Source organism: Stenotrophomonas sp. GZD-301 (assembly GCF_049310345.1).
GTDB lineage: Bacteria > Pseudomonadota > Gammaproteobacteria > Xanthomonadales > Xanthomonadaceae > Stenotrophomonas.
Genome location: NZ_JBMOWY010000040.1, coordinates 64,687 through 80,828, shown reverse-complemented (window position 1 = coordinate 80,828; position 16,142 = coordinate 64,687). Strand labels below are relative to the sequence as shown.

Here is a 16,142-nt window from a genome sequence, read left to right as displayed (position 1 = left end):
CGTGTTGGCAGCCGCCAGGCGAGGCGCCGGCGGAGGCCGGCGCCTGCTGCGATCACCACTGGATGCCGGCACCCACGGCGACACCGCCGTCGCCGCGACTGTTGGTCGAGCCGCTGAACTTGTAGATCCAGCGCCCCCCCTCGGACACACCGGAGATCCCCACCGCCACCCCGGATTCGCCGTTGAAGCTGCCCGCGGCCAGCGAGGCCATGCTGCGGCCGGCCTCATAGGGCTGCGGCAATGCCGCCACCGCCATCGCCGAAGCGACACCGGCCGAGGCGCGGTTGTCGGTCTTCTGCAGGTTGCGGTCGAACGAATCCATGCGCTGGTCGGTGTAGGCCTTGGACCAGTCGAGCGTCTGGCTCAGGCCCGAGCGCAGCTGGTCCACGTTGACCGCATCGGTACCGGCGGTGCCGGCGGCAACGTTGCGCACCGTGGTCGGGCCGGTCGCGGTGCTGCCCAGCGTGACGCTGTTGAGGTTGGTGGTGCCGTTGACGTTGGTGTCGTAGCGGAGCGTGCCCTGCTGCGATGCCTGCAGCTGGCGCACGTTGACCGCATCGGTGGCCTGGCTGCCATCGGCCACGTTGGCGATCTGGCGTTCGGCACCCGCGCTGCCCACCGAGACCGTGTTGGCCCGGTTGGCCACCGAGCCGGCGCCCAGCGCCACGGAGTTGTCCGCCTGTGCGCTGGCCCCGTTGCCCAGTGCGGTGGCGCTGCTGCCTGCCGCCGTGGCCCCGGCACCGCCGGCGGCGGCATTGGCGCCGGTCGCCGACGGCTGTGCCAGCCCCTGGGTGTTGTTGACCTGGAACATGCCGGACGTGCCGTTGTTGATGTTGGTGATCTGCGTATCGGTGTACGCCTTGGACTGGTCGATGGCGTAGTTCACCCCGTTCTGCAGCTGGCCGACGTTGACCGCGTCGTAGCGCTCGGAACCATCGGCCACGTGGGTGACCTTGCGCTCGGCGCCGCTGCTGCCCACCGCCACTTCGCCCACCGAGTTGCTGGCACCGGCGGCACCGTAGGCGCCGGTATAGCCGCTCTGCGCGCCCACGCTGGCCACCGAGCCGCTGCCCAGGGCGATGCTGTTGTCGGCACTGGCGCTGGCGCCATCGCCCACGGCCACGCTGCCCGCACCGCCGGCACTGGCCAGCGGCCCGATCGCCACGCTGTTGGCACCGCTGGCCGCCGCACCGCGCTTGAGCGAGTTGACCTGCACGTACGGGCTGCCGCCGCCCGGCTGGATCTGGTCGATGCGCGTGTTGAGGGTGGTCAGCGACGCGTCCACCGCCGCGAAGGCCACCGTGACGTTGCTGTAGTCGTTGCTGACCACGCTGCCATCGGTGGAGATCGAGGAGATGCGGAAGGTCGGCGCCGTCCAGATGCCGGTGTTGCCGTCGAAGCTGGTGGTGCCGCCGAAGTAGCCGACCAGCGCGTTGTTGGTCTGGAACAGCTGGTTGCCGGTCACCGCCGCGCGGCTGCCGGCCAGCACGCTGCCGTCGGCCAGGTTGCCGATGCCCACCGCCGTGCCTGAGCCGTCGCCCGCCAGGGTGATCTGGTTGGTCGCGTTGCCCGCGCCGTCCACGTTGTACTTGACCGCCAGCTTGTCGATCGTATCGGTCTGATCGGCCACGTTGGCCAGCGATTGGCTGACCGCGTCGAAGGCACTGCCGACGTTGTCGTACGTGCCCGGGGTGACCTGCCCGTCGGTGGCGACCTGGTTGATGGTGTAGGTCGGTGCGGTCAGCACGCCGTTGGCATCCACTGCGGCGCCGCCGCCGAGGTGGGTGGCCACGGCCTCGTTGGCCGCAAACAGCTGGGCGCCATTGATGGCCTCGGTGCTGAGCGCGCCGATCGCACCGGCGCCGATGTTGCGCAGCGTGGTCGGCCCGGTCCCGTTGCCGAGCGTGGCGCTGGCGAAATTCAGGCTGCCGTCCGGGTTCTCGTCATAACGCAGCGCGCCCTGCTCGGACGCCTGCAGCTGACCGAGGTTGACCGCGTCGGTGGCCTGCGTGGCGGCGGCGACATTCACCACCTGGCGCTCGCTGCCCGCCGCACCCACCGAGACCGTGCCGCTGCGGTCGGCCACCGCTCCGGCGCCCACCGCAATTGCGTTGGCGGCCGTGGCCGTGGCGCCCGTACCCACCGCGATGCTGTCCACCCCGGCGGCGCTGGCGTCGGTACCGGTGGAATTGACCTTCAGGTAGCGGCTGCCGACACCGTTGCGGATGTTGGTGATCTGCGAGTTGAGATTCACCAGCGAACCGTCCACCGCCGAGAACGCGTCGGTGGCGTTGTCGTACACGCCCTGCGCGATCGCACCGGTGCCGGAAATGGTACTGATCTGGAAGCTCGGTGCCGTCCACGCGCCGGTGGCCGGGTCGTAGGCGGTGAGACCGCCGAAGTAGTCCACGATGGCCGTGTTGGTGCCGAACAGCTGGCCGCCCGTGACCGCTTCGGTGCTGCCTGCCGCCACCGCGCCATTGGCCAGGTTGCCGAGCGTGGTGGTGCCGGTGCCCTCGCCGAGCGTGATCCGGCGATAGTTGGCGTTGCCGGCGCCGTCGTCATCGTAGGTCACCGCAAACGCACTGACCGCATCGATCTGCGAGATCGCGCCCTGCAGCTGGGCGACGTTGACCGCATCGTTGGCCGCGCTGCCGGCAGCAAGATTGGTGATCTGCCGTTCGCCGCCGGCAAAGCCCACCGACACTTCACCGGCCGAGACCTGCGCGGTGGTCAGGCCGTAGGCGGTGTAACTGGCCTGCGCGCCACGGTTGGCGGCCGAGCGGTAGCCCAGCGCCACGCTGTTGGCCTGGCTGGAGGTCGCCTCCGCACCCAGGATGGTCTGGCCGTTGGCGGTACCGCGGGCACTGTCGCCCACCACCACCGAGTGGCCCATGCGCGCGGCATAGTCGGTGGTCGGCACGCCGGTGGGATCGGTCGGATCGTTCAGCCCGTTGCCCGGGAACGCGAGATTGGCATCCTGGCGCGGCAGCTCGTGACGCGCGTTGGCGCCGATCACCACTTCCTTGGACCCGTTGGCGTACGCACCATCGCCCACCAGCACCTGGTAGTCCTGTGCCGCATTGACCGCCCAGCAGTCCACGGTAGCCACCAGCAGGTTGACGCAGGTGTTGGACCAGGCCGGTGAGCCGTCCGGCAGCAGCAGCCCGAGCAGGCCATTGGGCTTGCCGTTGTTGATGTTGAAGATGTAGCTGTCGGAGGTGACACCGCCGATCAGCGTCAGGTGCGAGGCACCGCCGGTGGAGGCATTGCCCAGGCCGTCGAGCAGCGTGCCGACCGGGGTCAGGTTGACCGTCGGAATGCCCAGCACGTTGGTCACCGAATAGGTCTGCATGACGTTGGCGCTGCTGACCGCCAGGTTGCCGTTGCGCACGTAGCCATCGCCACCGAGCAGGCCCTGCGCGGTCGGCCCGACCAGCTGCGACAGCGAGCCCACCAGCCCACCGGTGCCGATCACCAGGCCGGCATTGGGGTCGGCGGCCACCGGTCCTTTCGGGCTGCCCGGCGGCAGCGCGGTCGGCGCTGGCAGCACCGTGCCCACCACCGGCTGAAGAATGCCGCCCACGGTATTGCCCACACCGCCCAGCAGGTCGCCCACGGTGCCACCGACACCGTTGAGGACGCCGCCGACGGTGTTGCCCACACCGTTGAGCAGATCGCCTACGCCGCCGAGCAGGCCGGTCGGTGCAAGCGTCATCGAACTGGTCTGTCGCGCGGCGGCCGAGGCGTCCACCAGCTTGGGATTGCGGTCGGCCGCATCCACCGCGTGGCCCAGTGCATCCACCTTGACGCCGCCCGCGACGGTGGTGGCCAGCGAGGCGGCCACCGTGTCATGCGCGGGAGCGGCATCCACCTGCGCCAGGGCATCCACGTCCGCCGTGACGTCGGCATCGACAGTGGCCACCGGCGTTGACGCCTTCACGGTGGCAGCGCTGTTGACCGCCGCTGCCACGGCCGCCGCGCCGGCGCGCGGTGCCAGGCCCGCCGTGGCGTTGGCCTGCACATCGACCTGCGCGTGGGTGGCCGCCGTTGCGCCTACCGCCGCCTGCACGTTCGCGGCGGCATCGGCCTGCACCGCCAGTCCCTGCTGCGATACCGAGACCGTCGGCGCGACGCCGAGCGTGGCCTTCGCCACCGGCGTGTCAACACGGACATCCACGCCCAGCCCGGCCAGGGTGTCGCCGCTGCCGGGCAGCGCGATGCGCGTGGGCACCGACAGCGCCACCTTGGCATCTACCGGCACGGTGACGTTGCGGGTGCCAAGCGCGAGATTCACGTTGGCCTGGGCGCTGAGCGCGGGCGAGGTGTCGCGGGTATGGGTGACGGCGGCCAGCGCGGCCTCGGCGTCGATCTTGACCGGGAGCGGCGCGTACTTGGCCGCCAGCGCCTGCAGATCATTGAGCGTCTGGCTCTCGCCTGCCCATGCGCCGCCGCTGCACAGCGCCAGCGCCAAGCCGATCGACAGGGCCGACAGCGGCACGCGCAGGTGCACGCGGACCGGGCCCGCCGCCAGACTGCCACGCGACGTGGCGATTTCCGAGACGACCACCAGGGCCTTCAGTTGGTGGTTCCAGACCAGACGAAAGATGCGATTCATGACGGTATTCCCCCGTTTGACGATCGATGCGGACTGCGGCGTCCATGCCTCTGGGCACGTGGGACCCATTACAGTCGTCGCGTCGAGCGCCGCGCACTTCATTCCGGCAGGCCAACAGCGGGTTCCGGCAAAGCAACGGGGAAAACCGGCAGGCGAATGCGCAAATACGGCAGAAAGCCACCGGAAACCCTTGCAGGGCGGCGGCATGCCTGGGTGAGCGAATGGGGCGGCGGCCCGCGGCCCGCCGATGGTTCAGGCCGGGCTGCCGATCTGCGCCGGGGCCCGCATCAGGGTGTCGCGGGGCAGCTCACCGAAGACACGACGATAATTGTCGGCAAAACGGGACAGATCCCACAGGCCACAGCTCAGCGCGATCGCCTTGACCGACTTGCGGCTCGAATCGGCCATCGAAAGGCCGCGGCACGCCGCGCACAGACGCAGCATCGACAGATACCGGTTCGGCGAGGTGCCAAACAGGTCTTCGAACGCGTAGCGCAACGCGCGTTCGCTGACGCCGGCGGCGTCGCAGATTTCATTCATGTAAATGTAGCGACGCAGATTGAGCCGCATGAAATGCTCGGCGCGCTGCGCGATCAGATAATGGGTGCGGCGCGCCCGGCTGCAGGTGGGCCGGTCGCCCGGGCCGGCCGCCAGCAACGCCTGCACATGCGCGTGCAGCAGCACGTCGACCGCGTCATCGGCCAGCGCCACCCCTTGCCCGCCCAGCGCCTCCTCCAGCTGCCGGTACTGCTGCACCAGCCGGTGCACGCCGACCCCGCCCACCGGGTGGAACAGCGACAGGGCCTGGCCTGCCGGCGGCGTACTGAGCAGGCTCAGCTGGGTCAGTTTGCGCTGCACCCGCTGCATGGGCGCGAGCAGCAACGTCAGGCGCGTGCCGGCACTGAAGGTGAACTCGCTGATGCCCTCGGGCAACACGGTCAAGGCCATGCCCGCCGCCAGCGGAATGCCGTGGCACCAGCTCACGCCATCGTCGGTGTCATGAATGTAGCCGAGCAGGCACCAGTCCGGCGGCAGCATGAAACGCCCCCGGAAATGGAAGCCGCAGACCAGCGTGCAGAACAGCGCTTCGTCGTGCACGACCGCATCGATGCTGGCGCGGGGACCGTTGCCATCGAGCAGCACCATCTCGACGTCGCACACCCGCAGCACGCCGCTCAGCGTGGCCAGGTCGAACGCCCTGAGGTTGTCGCCCATGTCGCCCACTACACCATCGACCATGACAGTGATGCCCCCGTTGGCCCGGCGAATTCCGGCGTGCATCGCGCAGTGCCGGGTCACCGTTTCCAGTAGCTGTCCGCGCTCCTCGCACGCTGCGGAATATGACTGCGCATTCCGGTTGAGTATGCATCAATCACGACACTGGAAAACAATCGGAATGGCCGGAAATTCCACGGATTACGTGGGTTTCACCTGTCCATCACATAATCTCGACAACTCGTTCACCTTCAGGATATTAAATGGGAGCCAACGCAGCACGGTTCGGGGAATCGGCAACGCGGGACTAAAGTTCGGATTATCCCTGCCGATTTTGTGCATCACAGCCCATCGCATTCGCTGAACATTTCGTTGATTGTCGGTACCGCCACGCGCGGCACCATCGCATCACAGGGGGACGTCATGGACAGGCAGGCAACCGCAGTCGTTGCTTCCACCGACAGGCCGCAGCCGCGTTCGCGCCGCGCCTGGCCGGTGCGTGCGTTCCATCAGGCACGGTTGCAGCCGGGATAGACCGGCCGGCACCGGCGACCCGTACGGTCGCACTCCTGCGCAAGGACATGCGCAGGCCAGCGGAAGGCCCTCCGCGGAGTCGGAACCGGCCCTCTTCATCGCAAGGCAGCTGCTGCCCATCCGGGCCCTGATAGGTAAATGGAGATAACCGTCATGAATGCATCCATCCGCAAGTTCCTGGTCGAGGAAGACGGCGTCACCGCACTGGAATACGGCCTGCTCGCCGCGGTCATCGCCGGCGTCCTCGTTGTCACCGGCCGCACCCAGATCACCGCCTTCTTCACCAATCTGTTTACCCGTCTGACCGCACTGGTCGATTCCGCAGCGGCCTGACCGGTAACGGCGCGCGCCGGCCGAACCTGCCTGCCGCCTTCCCGGCGGCAACGGTGCCGTCTGGCCAGCGATTCACGATGAAACCGCACAGGGGGATAGTGCCCATGTCGTTTCTTCCCCTACTGGCACTGCTGCTCGGCGTACAGGTCGCGATCAGCGACCTGTACGCCCGCCGCGTCTCCAACCGCGCCCTGCTGCTCGCCTCGGTAGCCGCCGTGGCGTGGCTGTGCGTGCAGTGGGCGCTCGCACGCACCGGCGCACCCACCGCACACCTGCTGGGTGCCGCGGCCGGTCTGGTCGCGCTGCTGCCGTTCTATGCCATCGGCTGGATGGGCGCTGGCGACGTCAAGTACTTCGCGGTACTCGGCCTGCTGCTGGGCTGGAGTGCGCTGCTGCCGGTATGGATCATCGCCAGTCTGTGCGCGGGCGCGCATGCGCTGTGCATCTACACCGCTCGCCGCGTGCGCCCGATGATGCCGCTGCGCCTGCAGTTCCTGCGCGACAGCACCCTCCAGCACCTGGACCACCATCCCGCCGCCGACCAGATCCGCCACGCGCGCCAGGGGCGTGTGGGGATTCCGTTCGCGGCCTATCTTTCGCTGGGCGCCCTGCTCTGGGTCGTCCAGGACACCTATGCGGTGTGGCCATGACGACCCTGCGTGGTGGACCCACCGGCCGGCGCCGCCAAGCCGGCATTGCCACGCTCGAATTCGCGCTGATGCTGATGTTCGGGCTGTTGCCGCTGCTGCTGATCACCTACTCCGGGGTGATGCTGATGGCCGTGCAGCAGACGCTGTCGATGGCATCGGCCGAGGGCGCGCGCGCCTCGCTGCGGTACGCCACGCCGGACCAGCGCCGCCTGGCCGCCTGCATGGCGGCACGCCGCTCCATGCAGTGGCTGCTGGCGTATGCCGGTCAGACCCCGACCTGCGCCACCAGCGCCGCGCCGCCGATTGTCGTGTCCGCCCCGGCGCCGTGCGCCGACCTCCCCAGTGCGCAATGTATCCAGATACGGGTCAGTTACGACTACCGCGCCCACCCGTTCCTGCCCGGCACCGGCACCGTTTACGGCTGGGTCGTGTCCCGGCCCATCACCAGTACCGCCGTCGCCCAGCTCGACCAGGGCAGCAACTGATGTCACTTCGAGGAGACGCCGCATGCTCAAGTTGACCCGCATTGCCGCCGTGTTGCTGATCGCGTTGGCGGCAATCCTGGCCGTGGTCGCCTTCGGCGTCAGCCGGCGGGCGAGCCAGGCGCCGGCGGCGCCCGCCCAGACGCGCGCCGCCGAGGCGCCGACGTGGCCGGTGGTGGAAGCCGTCAACGCGCTGCCCGCCGGCCTGCCGATTGCGGCCAAGGACCTGCGTGTGGCCGGACGCGCGCAGCCGGTGGCCGGCGGATTCACCACCGTCGCCGACGTGGTGGGTGCCGTGCCGACCCGGGACATTGCCGCCGGCACCGCCCTCGATGGCCTGGTCATTGCCCAGGGCTACGCGCTGCGGCTCAATCCGGGCGAGCGCGCCCTGGCCGTGCCAGTGGACGAACTGGTGGCCGCCGGCAACCGCATCCAGCCCGGCGACTTTGTCGATGTCTTCCTCAATCTCCGCGCGACGCCCGGCGTCCGCGATGACGGCGACGCGCAGGCACGGTTGCTGCTCTCGCGCCTGCGCGTGCTCAGCTACGGCGCCGACGACCTCGGCACACCCGCCCCCGCCACCCCCGCCGATGCACCGCCGGCCGACAGCCGCGCACAGGACATCACCCAGCGCCCGTCAAGCAGCCGCAGCGGTGATGCCTCGACCACCGCCACGGCGCGCAGTGCGGTGCTGGCGGTGCCGGTGGCAGACGCCAGCCGCCTGCTGCTGGGTGCACAGCAGGGCAAGCTGTTCCTGGCCCTGCGCAATCCGGCCGACGTCGGCCAGCCGGACCTGGCGCTGTTCGCACAACCTGCCGGCGTGCTCGCCCCACGCCGCGAACTGACTCCGGAGCAGCGCCTGGCGCTGCAGTCGCCCGAGAACGACGCCTATGCCGGTATCGACAGCGCCGCGCTGGCCGGACGTGGCGGCGCCCGCCCGGCGCCGGTGGCATCGACGGGCAGCGCGCCCCGCCGCAGCGCACCGCGCCTGGATCGTGGCGTGGAGATCATCCGCGGCGACGCCTCCTCCCCTAGCGGCTCGCCATGAGCCATCTGCCGAGACAGCCCATGACCCAACGCCCCACCCCTGCGTGCCGTCTCTTCCGCGCCCCTGTCCCGGCCTGGTGGCTGCTGCTGGCCCTGGTGCTGGCGCCCTCCGTCCACGCCAACGCCGACCTGGTGCTGCAGACCCGCGAGCAGCGGCCGTGGACGCTGCCGGCCGACCTGGAACGCGTGGCCATCGCCGATCCCGGCGTGGCCGATATCGTGATGCTGCGGGGCCCGCGCCAGGCCCTGCTGGTCGGCAAGGCGCCCGGAACGACCACGCTGCTGCTGTGGCGACGCAACAACAGCGAGCCGCAGCGGATGCAGATCGACGTGCGCAGCGCCGTGCAGGGTGCACTCGGTGACGGCGCCGGCACCGAGTTGACCGTACAGGGCGACCAGGGCCTGCTGCAGGGGCTGAGCCCGTCGGTGCTCGACCACGCCCAGAGCCGCAAGGCCGCCGCGATGGCGATCGGCAAGGAAGGGCAGCTCGCCGATGTCGCCACCATCGCCAGCGGCGGTGTGGTGCAGGTCGAAGTCAAAGTGGTGGAATTCAACCGCACCACGCTGCGCCAGATCGGCGTGAGCTTCTACAACAGCAATGGCGGCTTCACCTACGGGCTGACCCGCCCGGGCGGCATTCCACCGACCACCGACGACGGTGGGTCCGGCAATGGCGGCGAGACCACGGTGACGCTCAACCCGCTGTCGTCAGCCTTCAACCTGGTCGCCAGTTCACTCACCCACGGCTGGTTGGCCAACCTGGACCTGCTGCAGAGCAACGGCATGGCACGCGTGCTGGCCGAGCCCACGCTGGTGGCGTTGTCCGGGCAGAGCGCCAGCTTCCTGGCCGGCGGCGAGCTGCCGATTCTCGAACCGCAGGGACTGGGCACCACGACGGTCACCTTCAAGCCGTTCGGCATCGGCCTGACCGTCACCCCGACCGTACTCAGTGCCGATCGCATCGCCCTGAAGGTCGCGCCGGAAGCCAGTGACCTCAACTACAGCACCGGCATCGCCTACAACGGCGTGCTGATTCCGTCGATCACCACCCGTCGCGCCGACACCACGGTGGAACTCGGCGATGGCGAATCGTTCGTCATCGGCGGCCTGGTCAGCAATACGGTCAGCTCCAACGTGGACAAAGTGCCCCTGCTCGGCGATCTTCCGATCATCGGGTCGTTCTTCCGCAACCTCAATTACAAACGTGAGGAGAAGGAACTGGTCATCATCGTCACCCCGCGGCTGGTGCAGCCCCTGGCCAAAGGCACCGAACTGCCGCTGCCCGGCCAGCGCGAAGCCGCGCCCAACCAGCCGGTCTGGGGTGCGTGGCTGCTGGGCCCGGCCTCGTCGGACCAGCTCCCCGGCTTCTCCCGCTGAGCCATGCCAGGACGACCGCCGCCATGTCCGCCGCCACCATGCATCTGGTTCACCCCCGGGAGTCGGCCATGAAGCTGGTGCTGTACGCGCCCGATCGCGACCTGGTGGCCCGGCTGACGCCGCTGCTGCCTGCCGCCGCCGAGGTGCAGTGGCAGGACAGCGGCGCGCCCGCTGCGGCACTGGAACCGCTGCGCGACAGTGGCTGCGTGCTGCTGCTGGACTTCCGCCACGACCAGGCCGCCTTCTCGGCGGCGCTGGTGCGCCAGGTGCAGGCGCAGGCACCGGAGCTGCCGCTGGTGGCAGTGGGGTCCACGGCAAGCGACCAGCTCGACGGCGTGGTGGCCGCCCTGCGCGCCGGGCTGCGCGATCTGATCGACCTCGATGCGCCGCCGCACGAAATCGAGGCGGTGCTGCGCCGCGCGGGCGCCACCGGCGCACCGGCCCGGGCGCCCGCCGCCGCTGCACACAAAGCGCGCATGATCCTGCTGCTGGGCGTGCGCGCCGGCGTCGGCTGCAGCACGCTGGCCGCGCACCTGGGCGTGCTGGCGCAGCAGGCGCACAGCCCGCTGCTGGCACAGGAGGAAGATCCCCCTCCGGTCGCCAATCACCTGCTGCTGCTCGACCTTGCGCAGCCTGCCGGTGACCTGGCGCTGTACCTCAACCTGGACAGCAGCTTCCACTACGACGATGCCCTGCGCCACGCCAGCCGCATCGATGCCACGCTCGCCCGCACCGCCATGACCCGTCATCCCGCCGGTCTGGCACTGCTGGGCCAGCCGGCCGGCACCGACGGCACGCCGATGGCAGACCCGGCCGTGCTGGTGCAGCGGCTGCGCGGCATCTTCGACACCCTGCTGTGCGACCTCGGCGGCGCCTGTGTTCGCCAGATTCCGGTGTCGCTGCTCAACAGCGCCGATGAACTCTGGCTGGTCGCCGACCAGGCGATCGGCACGCTGGTCTCGCTCGACCAGGCGCTGACCCAGCTCGAACGCGTTGGCGCACGTGACAAGCGCCTGCAACTGGTGATCAACCGCTTCGACGATGCCAGCGGAATCAGCCCGGCGCAGATCGCCACCCGCTTCGGCCTGCCGCTGCTGGCCACCCTGCCCGACCGCGCCCGCCTGCGCTCGGCGGCCAGCCACGGCCGGCTGCTGCTGCAGGAAGCGCCGCGCGACCCCTATCTACGCGCCCTGGCCCCGCTGCTGTCCCGACTGGATCCCGCCGCTGCCCCCGCCGCGGCACGCAGTTGGCGGGAACACCTCGCCCTTCGCCTGAGTGGTAGCCAATGGAAGACAAAGTGACGCCGTTCGCGGCCCCCGCCGCGCGCCACGACCCGCCCGCCGATCCGGGCGCGGCCGTGCTGCCGTTCGAGCAGTCCGAGGAGTACCAGAAGGTACTGATCGCGGCGCACGAACACCTGCTCAATGCGATCGAGGACGAACGCATCGACATCGATGCCTGGGCCCCGGACACGGTCGCGCGCTACGTGCACACCCAGACCGCGGCGTTCGTGCAGGAGTGGCGCATCCCGATCAACGAGATCGAAAAGGACATCGTCGCCAGTGCGCTGGTCAAGGAACTGACCGGCTTCGGCCCGCTCGACGACCTGCTGCACAACCCGGAGATCGAGGACATCCTGATCAACGGCTACAAGGACATCCACGTGTCCCAGGGCGGCATGCTCAAGCGCGCGCCGCAGCGCTTCAGCGACGACAGCCACCTGCTGCGCATCCTGCGCCGCATCCTCGCCCCGCTCGGCCGGCGTCTGGACGAATCCAATCCAATGGTGGATGCGCGCCTGCCCAACGGCGGCCGCCTCAACGCGATCATCTCGCCGCTCGCCGTCGACGGTCCGATGGTGTCGATCCGCAAATTCCGCAAGGACCCGTTCACCCCGGACGAACTGCTGCGCATGGGCACCTTTGACCGCCCCATGCAGGCACTGCTGCATGCGATGGTGCTGGGCCGCTGCAACATCCTGGTCTCCGGCGGCACCAGCTCGGGCAAGACCTCGCTGCTCAATGCGCTGGCCAACTACATCCCGCCCACCGAGCGGGTGATCACCGTGGAGGACACCGCCGAGCTGTCGCTCAACCATCCGCACGTGGTGCGCCTGGAGAGCCGCATCGGCGGTGCCGATGGCAACGGCGCCGTGAGCATCCGCGATCTGGTCCGCAACAGCCTGCGGATGCGCCCGGACCGCATCGTGGTCGGCGAAGTGCGCGGCGCCGAAGTGCTGGAAATGCTGCAGGCGATGAACACCGGCCATGACGGCTCGATGGCCACCATCCACGCCAACTCGCCGCGCGATTGCCTGTACCGCATCGAGATGCTGGCCGGCTTCGCCGGCTTCCAGGGAAGCGAGGACAGCCTGCGCCGGCAGATCGCCAGCGCCATCGACTTCATCGTGCAGATCTCCCGCCTCGGCAGCGGTCGCCGCGTCCTTGTCTCGATCACGGAAATCACCGGCGTCAGCGACAACCTGATCACCACCCAGGAAATGTTCCGTCACGAAGTGCAGTTCGATGCCGACGGCAAGGAACACGATCGCTGGATCGGGCTCGGGTTCCAGCCGCACTCGCACAAACTCGAACCGTTCCGCCGGCAGTTGCGCGATGCCCTGGATGGAGGCTACTGACGATGGTCTTCACCCTGCTCCTGGCCAGTGTGGCACTGGTGCTGGTCGCCGCAGCGCTGGCGCTGTGGAGCGGCGCGAGCGCGCGCGAGCAGCGCCAGGTATCGCTGCAGCACGCCGAACAGCGGCTGGCGCGGGGCGGGCCGGGCAATGCCGCGCTGCCGGAACTGGGCAGCGCCCCTGCCGGCGGCGCGCGCGCCCGCGGCGAACGTCCGTGGGATGCGCTCCTGCGGCGCGCCGCCCTGCCCACCGGCTGGCGGGTGCCGCTGCTGGTGGTGGGGATGAGCCTGCTGGCGACATGGATCGCCACCGCGCGCCTGGGCACGTGGTGGATGGTGCCGATCATGCTGGTGCTGTGCACCCTGGTGGTGTGGTTCTGGCTGAGCCGCCGCATCGCCAACCTGCAGCGGCGCCTGCTGCGCCAGCTGCCGGACTTCCTGGACAACCTGGTCCGCCTCGCCGGGCTGGGCAACAGCCTGCAGATGGCCTTCCAGACCGCCACGGTGCAGGTGCCCATGCCGCTGCGTGGTCTGCTCGACACCACGTTGTCCTATACCCGCAGCGGGCTCGACCTGGACCGCGCGCTTGCCCAGGCCTCGCAGCCCTACCGCCTTGAGCCGCTCAACGTGCTGGCGGTGGTGCTGGGCGTCAGCGTGCGCATCGGCGGGCGCGCCGACCAGATCCTGCAGCGCATGAGCGACTTCATGCGCGACCTCGACCAGGCCCAGCAGGAACTGATGGCCACCACCTCTGAAACCCGCATGTCGGCCTGGGTGCTCGGCCTGCTGCCGCCGATCTGCGCAGTGCTGATGGCCATCGCCAGCCCCGACTTCTTCCAGCCGGTCATCCTCGAGCCGCTTGGCCACAAGCTGCTGCTCGGTGCGCTGGCGCTGGAGACCGTGGGCGCCTTCCTGCTGTACCGGCTGGCCAAATCGATATGAACCGGAGACGCGCATGAGCAGCACCGGCTACTGGATCGCGGCCCTGTTGCTGCTGGCGGCAGGGCTCGCCCTGCTGGGCATCCGCTGGTTCGTGCTGGGCGGCCACCAGCAGCTCACCGAAGCGGCGCTGCAGTCGGCGCTGCGTCCCCGCGACAGCACGACCGCACCCGGCGCCCCGGCCGCCCCGCCGAGCGCACGCCAGCACGGCATTGCCTGGCTGACGGCCTTCGGCCAACGTTTCAGTGGCAGCCGCATCGAGAAGGCGCTGCTGGCGCCGGAGGATCGCCTGCTGCTGGACCAGGCCGGCTGGCACACCAGTGCCGGCACCGCGATCTTCCTCGGCCTGCGCCTGGTGCTGGCGGTGGTGTCGCTGGCCGTGGCGCTCACCTTCAGCGACAGCACCGGTTTCAACCGCGTGATGCTGATGCTGGCCGCGCTGGCCTTCGGCATCCTGCTGCCGAAGTTTGCCCTGCGCGCCTGGGCGACCCGCCTGCGCAAGCGCGTTTCCGCCGAACTGCCGCTGCTGATCGACCTGCTGCGCCTGCTCCAGGGCGTGGGGTTCAGCATGGACCAGAGCCTGCAGACGCTGGGCGACAAGCTGCGCAACGCCATCCCCGTGCTCGGCCGCGAGATCCACCAGGCCAACATCGCCTACATGCACGGCCGCACGCGCCAGCAGTCGCTGCGCCGGTTGAGCGAATCGTTCGACGACGAGGACCTGCGCAGCCTGGTCCAGTTGATCATGCAGGTGCACGAGCACGGCGGTGCCGTGCAGGAACCGCTGCGCCAGTTCAGCGTGCGTCTGCGCGAACAGCGGCGCAGTTCGCTGAAGGAAAAGGTCGGCAAGCTCTCGGTGAAGATGACCGTGGTGATGATGCTGACGTTGTTGCCGGCCTTGATGCTGGTGCTGGCCGGTCCGGCCATCATCGCCCTGGCCACCGCCTTGACCAGGATCGGGTGAAGACCATGCCAAGCCCCATGTTGCCCCGCCTCGGCGCTGTCGTACTGCTGGCCACGCTCTGCGCAGCCTGCGCCTCCACGCGCCCGGCATCGTACCGCCAGGACCCGATCGCGCAGGCCTCGCCGGAGGTGCCACCACAGGAGGATCGCGTGCTGTACCTGGACCTGATCGCCAAGATGCAGAAGCAGGGCGCGTTCTACGCCTCGCTGGCGCACGTGGATGCCTACCGGCAGCGCTATGGCGACAGTCCCGCGCTGCGCCTGCTGCACGCCGATGCACTGCGCGAGACCGGGCAGCGCGATGCCGCACTCGCCGCCTATACCGGATTGACCAATGGCCCGCAGGCCGCCGCCGCCTGGCATGGCATTGGCCTGATTGCCGCGCGCAACGACGACGACGCCCGCGCCGAGACCGCGCTGGCACGCGCCGTGCAGCTGCAGCCGCTCAACACCGACTACCTCGGCGACCTGGGCTTCGCACGACTGCGCGCCGGGCACTGGGACCAGGCGCAGGCGCCGTTGGCGATGGCCGCCGAACTGGCCCCCGGCAACGTCAAGGCCAATGCCAACCTGGCGGTGTGGGCACTGCTGCGCGGCCAGGACGGCACCGCCGAGCGGATCATCCGTGACGCCCGCCTGCCCGACAGCGCACGTGAGGAAATCCAGCGCCTGGCCCAGCAGCTGCGCCAGCGCGCGGCGTCACGGGCAGCGGCCGTCACGGCGGCCACCGCAGCGCCGCTGGCCAGCACCAGCGCTGCACCCGCGAACGTGCCGGCACGCCAACGCACTTCCCGCCTGGCCGCCGAGGCCGATCGACCGACCGCCAGCGGCGATGCCCGCCTGGCGCCCTCCATGCTGGAGCGCTTCGGCGCCACCGATACCGCTACGGGGAACACACCATGATCCAGCACGCCACGACCCGGATCGCATCCGCACCCGCGCTGCGCGCGTTGGCCGGCCTTGCTGTGGCGGCAACGCTGCTGCTGGCGGTGGACGCCCGCGCCCAGCAGCCACCGTTGACCGGCCGGATGCTCGCCGACCCGGCCGCACCGCCACCGCCGCCGGCCGCCGCACCCGCGTCTGCGACGCCGGCGACGGGCAGCGGAGACGAGTGGCAACCGCCGCGTGCACTGGCTCCGTCGCCAGCGCCGGCCCCGACCCGGATCGGCGACGCCACCCGTGCCCTGCTGCAGCTGCAGGCCGACGGCACGCACGGCGGCACGCGGCTGCCGATCCTCGGCGACCAGGCGGCCGCCAGCTACACGCGTTACCTGAAGAGCTTCGAGCACGAGATTCCCGAATACATGAAAACCAACGTGCGCAAGGATGTTTCCGGGTCCAACGACTGAG

General features: G+C 69.8%; 13 protein-coding genes. 11 read left to right on the top strand and 2 right to left on the bottom strand.

Going from position 1 to position 16,142, the window contains the following annotated elements; all coding sequences use genetic code 11:
• Positions 1 to 52 precede the first annotated feature (52 nt).
• Complete coding sequence (locus ACO6VK_RS10675) at positions 53 to 4,618, bottom strand: YadA-like family protein (protein WP_422506937.1); 4,566 nt, start codon at positions 4,616 to 4,618, stop codon at positions 53 to 55.
• Between the two features lie 252 nt (positions 4,619 to 4,870).
• Positions 4,871 to 5,857, bottom strand: coding sequence for a helix-turn-helix domain-containing protein (locus tag ACO6VK_RS10670; protein WP_422506935.1), 987 nt, complete (start codon positions 5,855 to 5,857; stop codon positions 4,871 to 4,873).
• A 663-nt stretch (positions 5,858 to 6,520) separates the two neighbouring features.
• Between ACO6VK_RS10670 and ACO6VK_RS10665 the strand changes: the two genes are divergently transcribed.
• From ACO6VK_RS10665 to ACO6VK_RS10615, 11 genes are all read left to right on the top strand, one after another.
• Complete coding sequence (locus ACO6VK_RS10665) at positions 6,521 to 6,700, top strand: Flp family type IVb pilin (protein ID WP_411851174.1); 180 nt, start codon at positions 6,521 to 6,523, stop codon at positions 6,698 to 6,700.
• Between the two features lie 104 nt (positions 6,701 to 6,804).
• On the top strand, positions 6,805 to 7,350 hold the full coding sequence (locus tag ACO6VK_RS10660) for an A24 family peptidase (protein ID WP_422506933.1): 546 nt from the start codon (positions 6,805 to 6,807) through the stop codon (positions 7,348 to 7,350).
• On the top strand, positions 7,347 to 7,835 hold the full coding sequence (locus ACO6VK_RS10655; RefSeq protein ID WP_422506931.1) for a pilus assembly protein: 489 nt from the start codon (positions 7,347 to 7,349) through the stop codon (positions 7,833 to 7,835). The genes ACO6VK_RS10660 and ACO6VK_RS10655 overlap by 4 nt, the downstream gene beginning before the upstream one ends.
• 22 nt (positions 7,836 to 7,857) lie before the next feature.
• Entirely contained in the window at positions 7,858 to 8,880 is a 1,023-nt protein-coding gene (gene cpaB, locus ACO6VK_RS10650) for a Flp pilus assembly protein CpaB (protein WP_422506929.1), read from the top strand.
• 20 nt (positions 8,881 to 8,900) lie between these two features.
• Positions 8,901 to 10,256: a type II and III secretion system protein family protein gene (locus ACO6VK_RS10645; RefSeq protein ID WP_422506927.1), complete on the top strand. Its 1,356-nt coding sequence runs from the start codon at positions 8,901 to 8,903 to the stop codon at positions 10,254 to 10,256.
• A 68-nt stretch (positions 10,257 to 10,324) separates the two neighbouring features.
• A complete protein-coding gene (locus tag ACO6VK_RS10640; protein ID WP_422506925.1) occupies positions 10,325 to 11,557 on the top strand; it encodes a fimbrial protein in 1,233 nt (410 codons plus the stop codon).
• Entirely contained in the window at positions 11,542 to 12,894 is a 1,353-nt protein-coding gene (locus ACO6VK_RS10635; RefSeq protein WP_422506923.1) for a CpaF family protein, read from the top strand. The genes ACO6VK_RS10640 and ACO6VK_RS10635 overlap by 16 nt, the downstream gene beginning before the upstream one ends.
• A 2-nt stretch (positions 12,895 to 12,896) precedes the next feature.
• Positions 12,897 to 13,832, top strand: coding sequence for a type II secretion system F family protein (locus ACO6VK_RS10630; RefSeq protein WP_422506921.1), 936 nt, complete (start codon positions 12,897 to 12,899; stop codon positions 13,830 to 13,832).
• Between the two features lie 13 nt (positions 13,833 to 13,845).
• Complete coding sequence (locus ACO6VK_RS10625) at positions 13,846 to 14,793, top strand: type II secretion system F family protein (RefSeq protein ID WP_422506919.1); 948 nt, start codon at positions 13,846 to 13,848, stop codon at positions 14,791 to 14,793.
• 17 nt (positions 14,794 to 14,810) lie between these two features.
• On the top strand, positions 14,811 to 15,695 hold the full coding sequence (locus tag ACO6VK_RS10620; RefSeq protein ID WP_422506917.1) for a Flp pilus assembly protein TadD: 885 nt from the start codon (positions 14,811 to 14,813) through the stop codon (positions 15,693 to 15,695).
• Positions 15,692 to 16,141 (top strand): DUF3613 domain-containing protein, encoded by a 450-nt coding sequence (locus tag ACO6VK_RS10615; protein ID WP_422506915.1) that lies wholly within the window; start codon positions 15,692 to 15,694, stop codon positions 16,139 to 16,141. Before ACO6VK_RS10620 ends, ACO6VK_RS10615 begins: the two co-directional genes overlap by 4 nt.
• The last annotated feature ends 1 nt before the right edge of the window (position 16,142 follow it).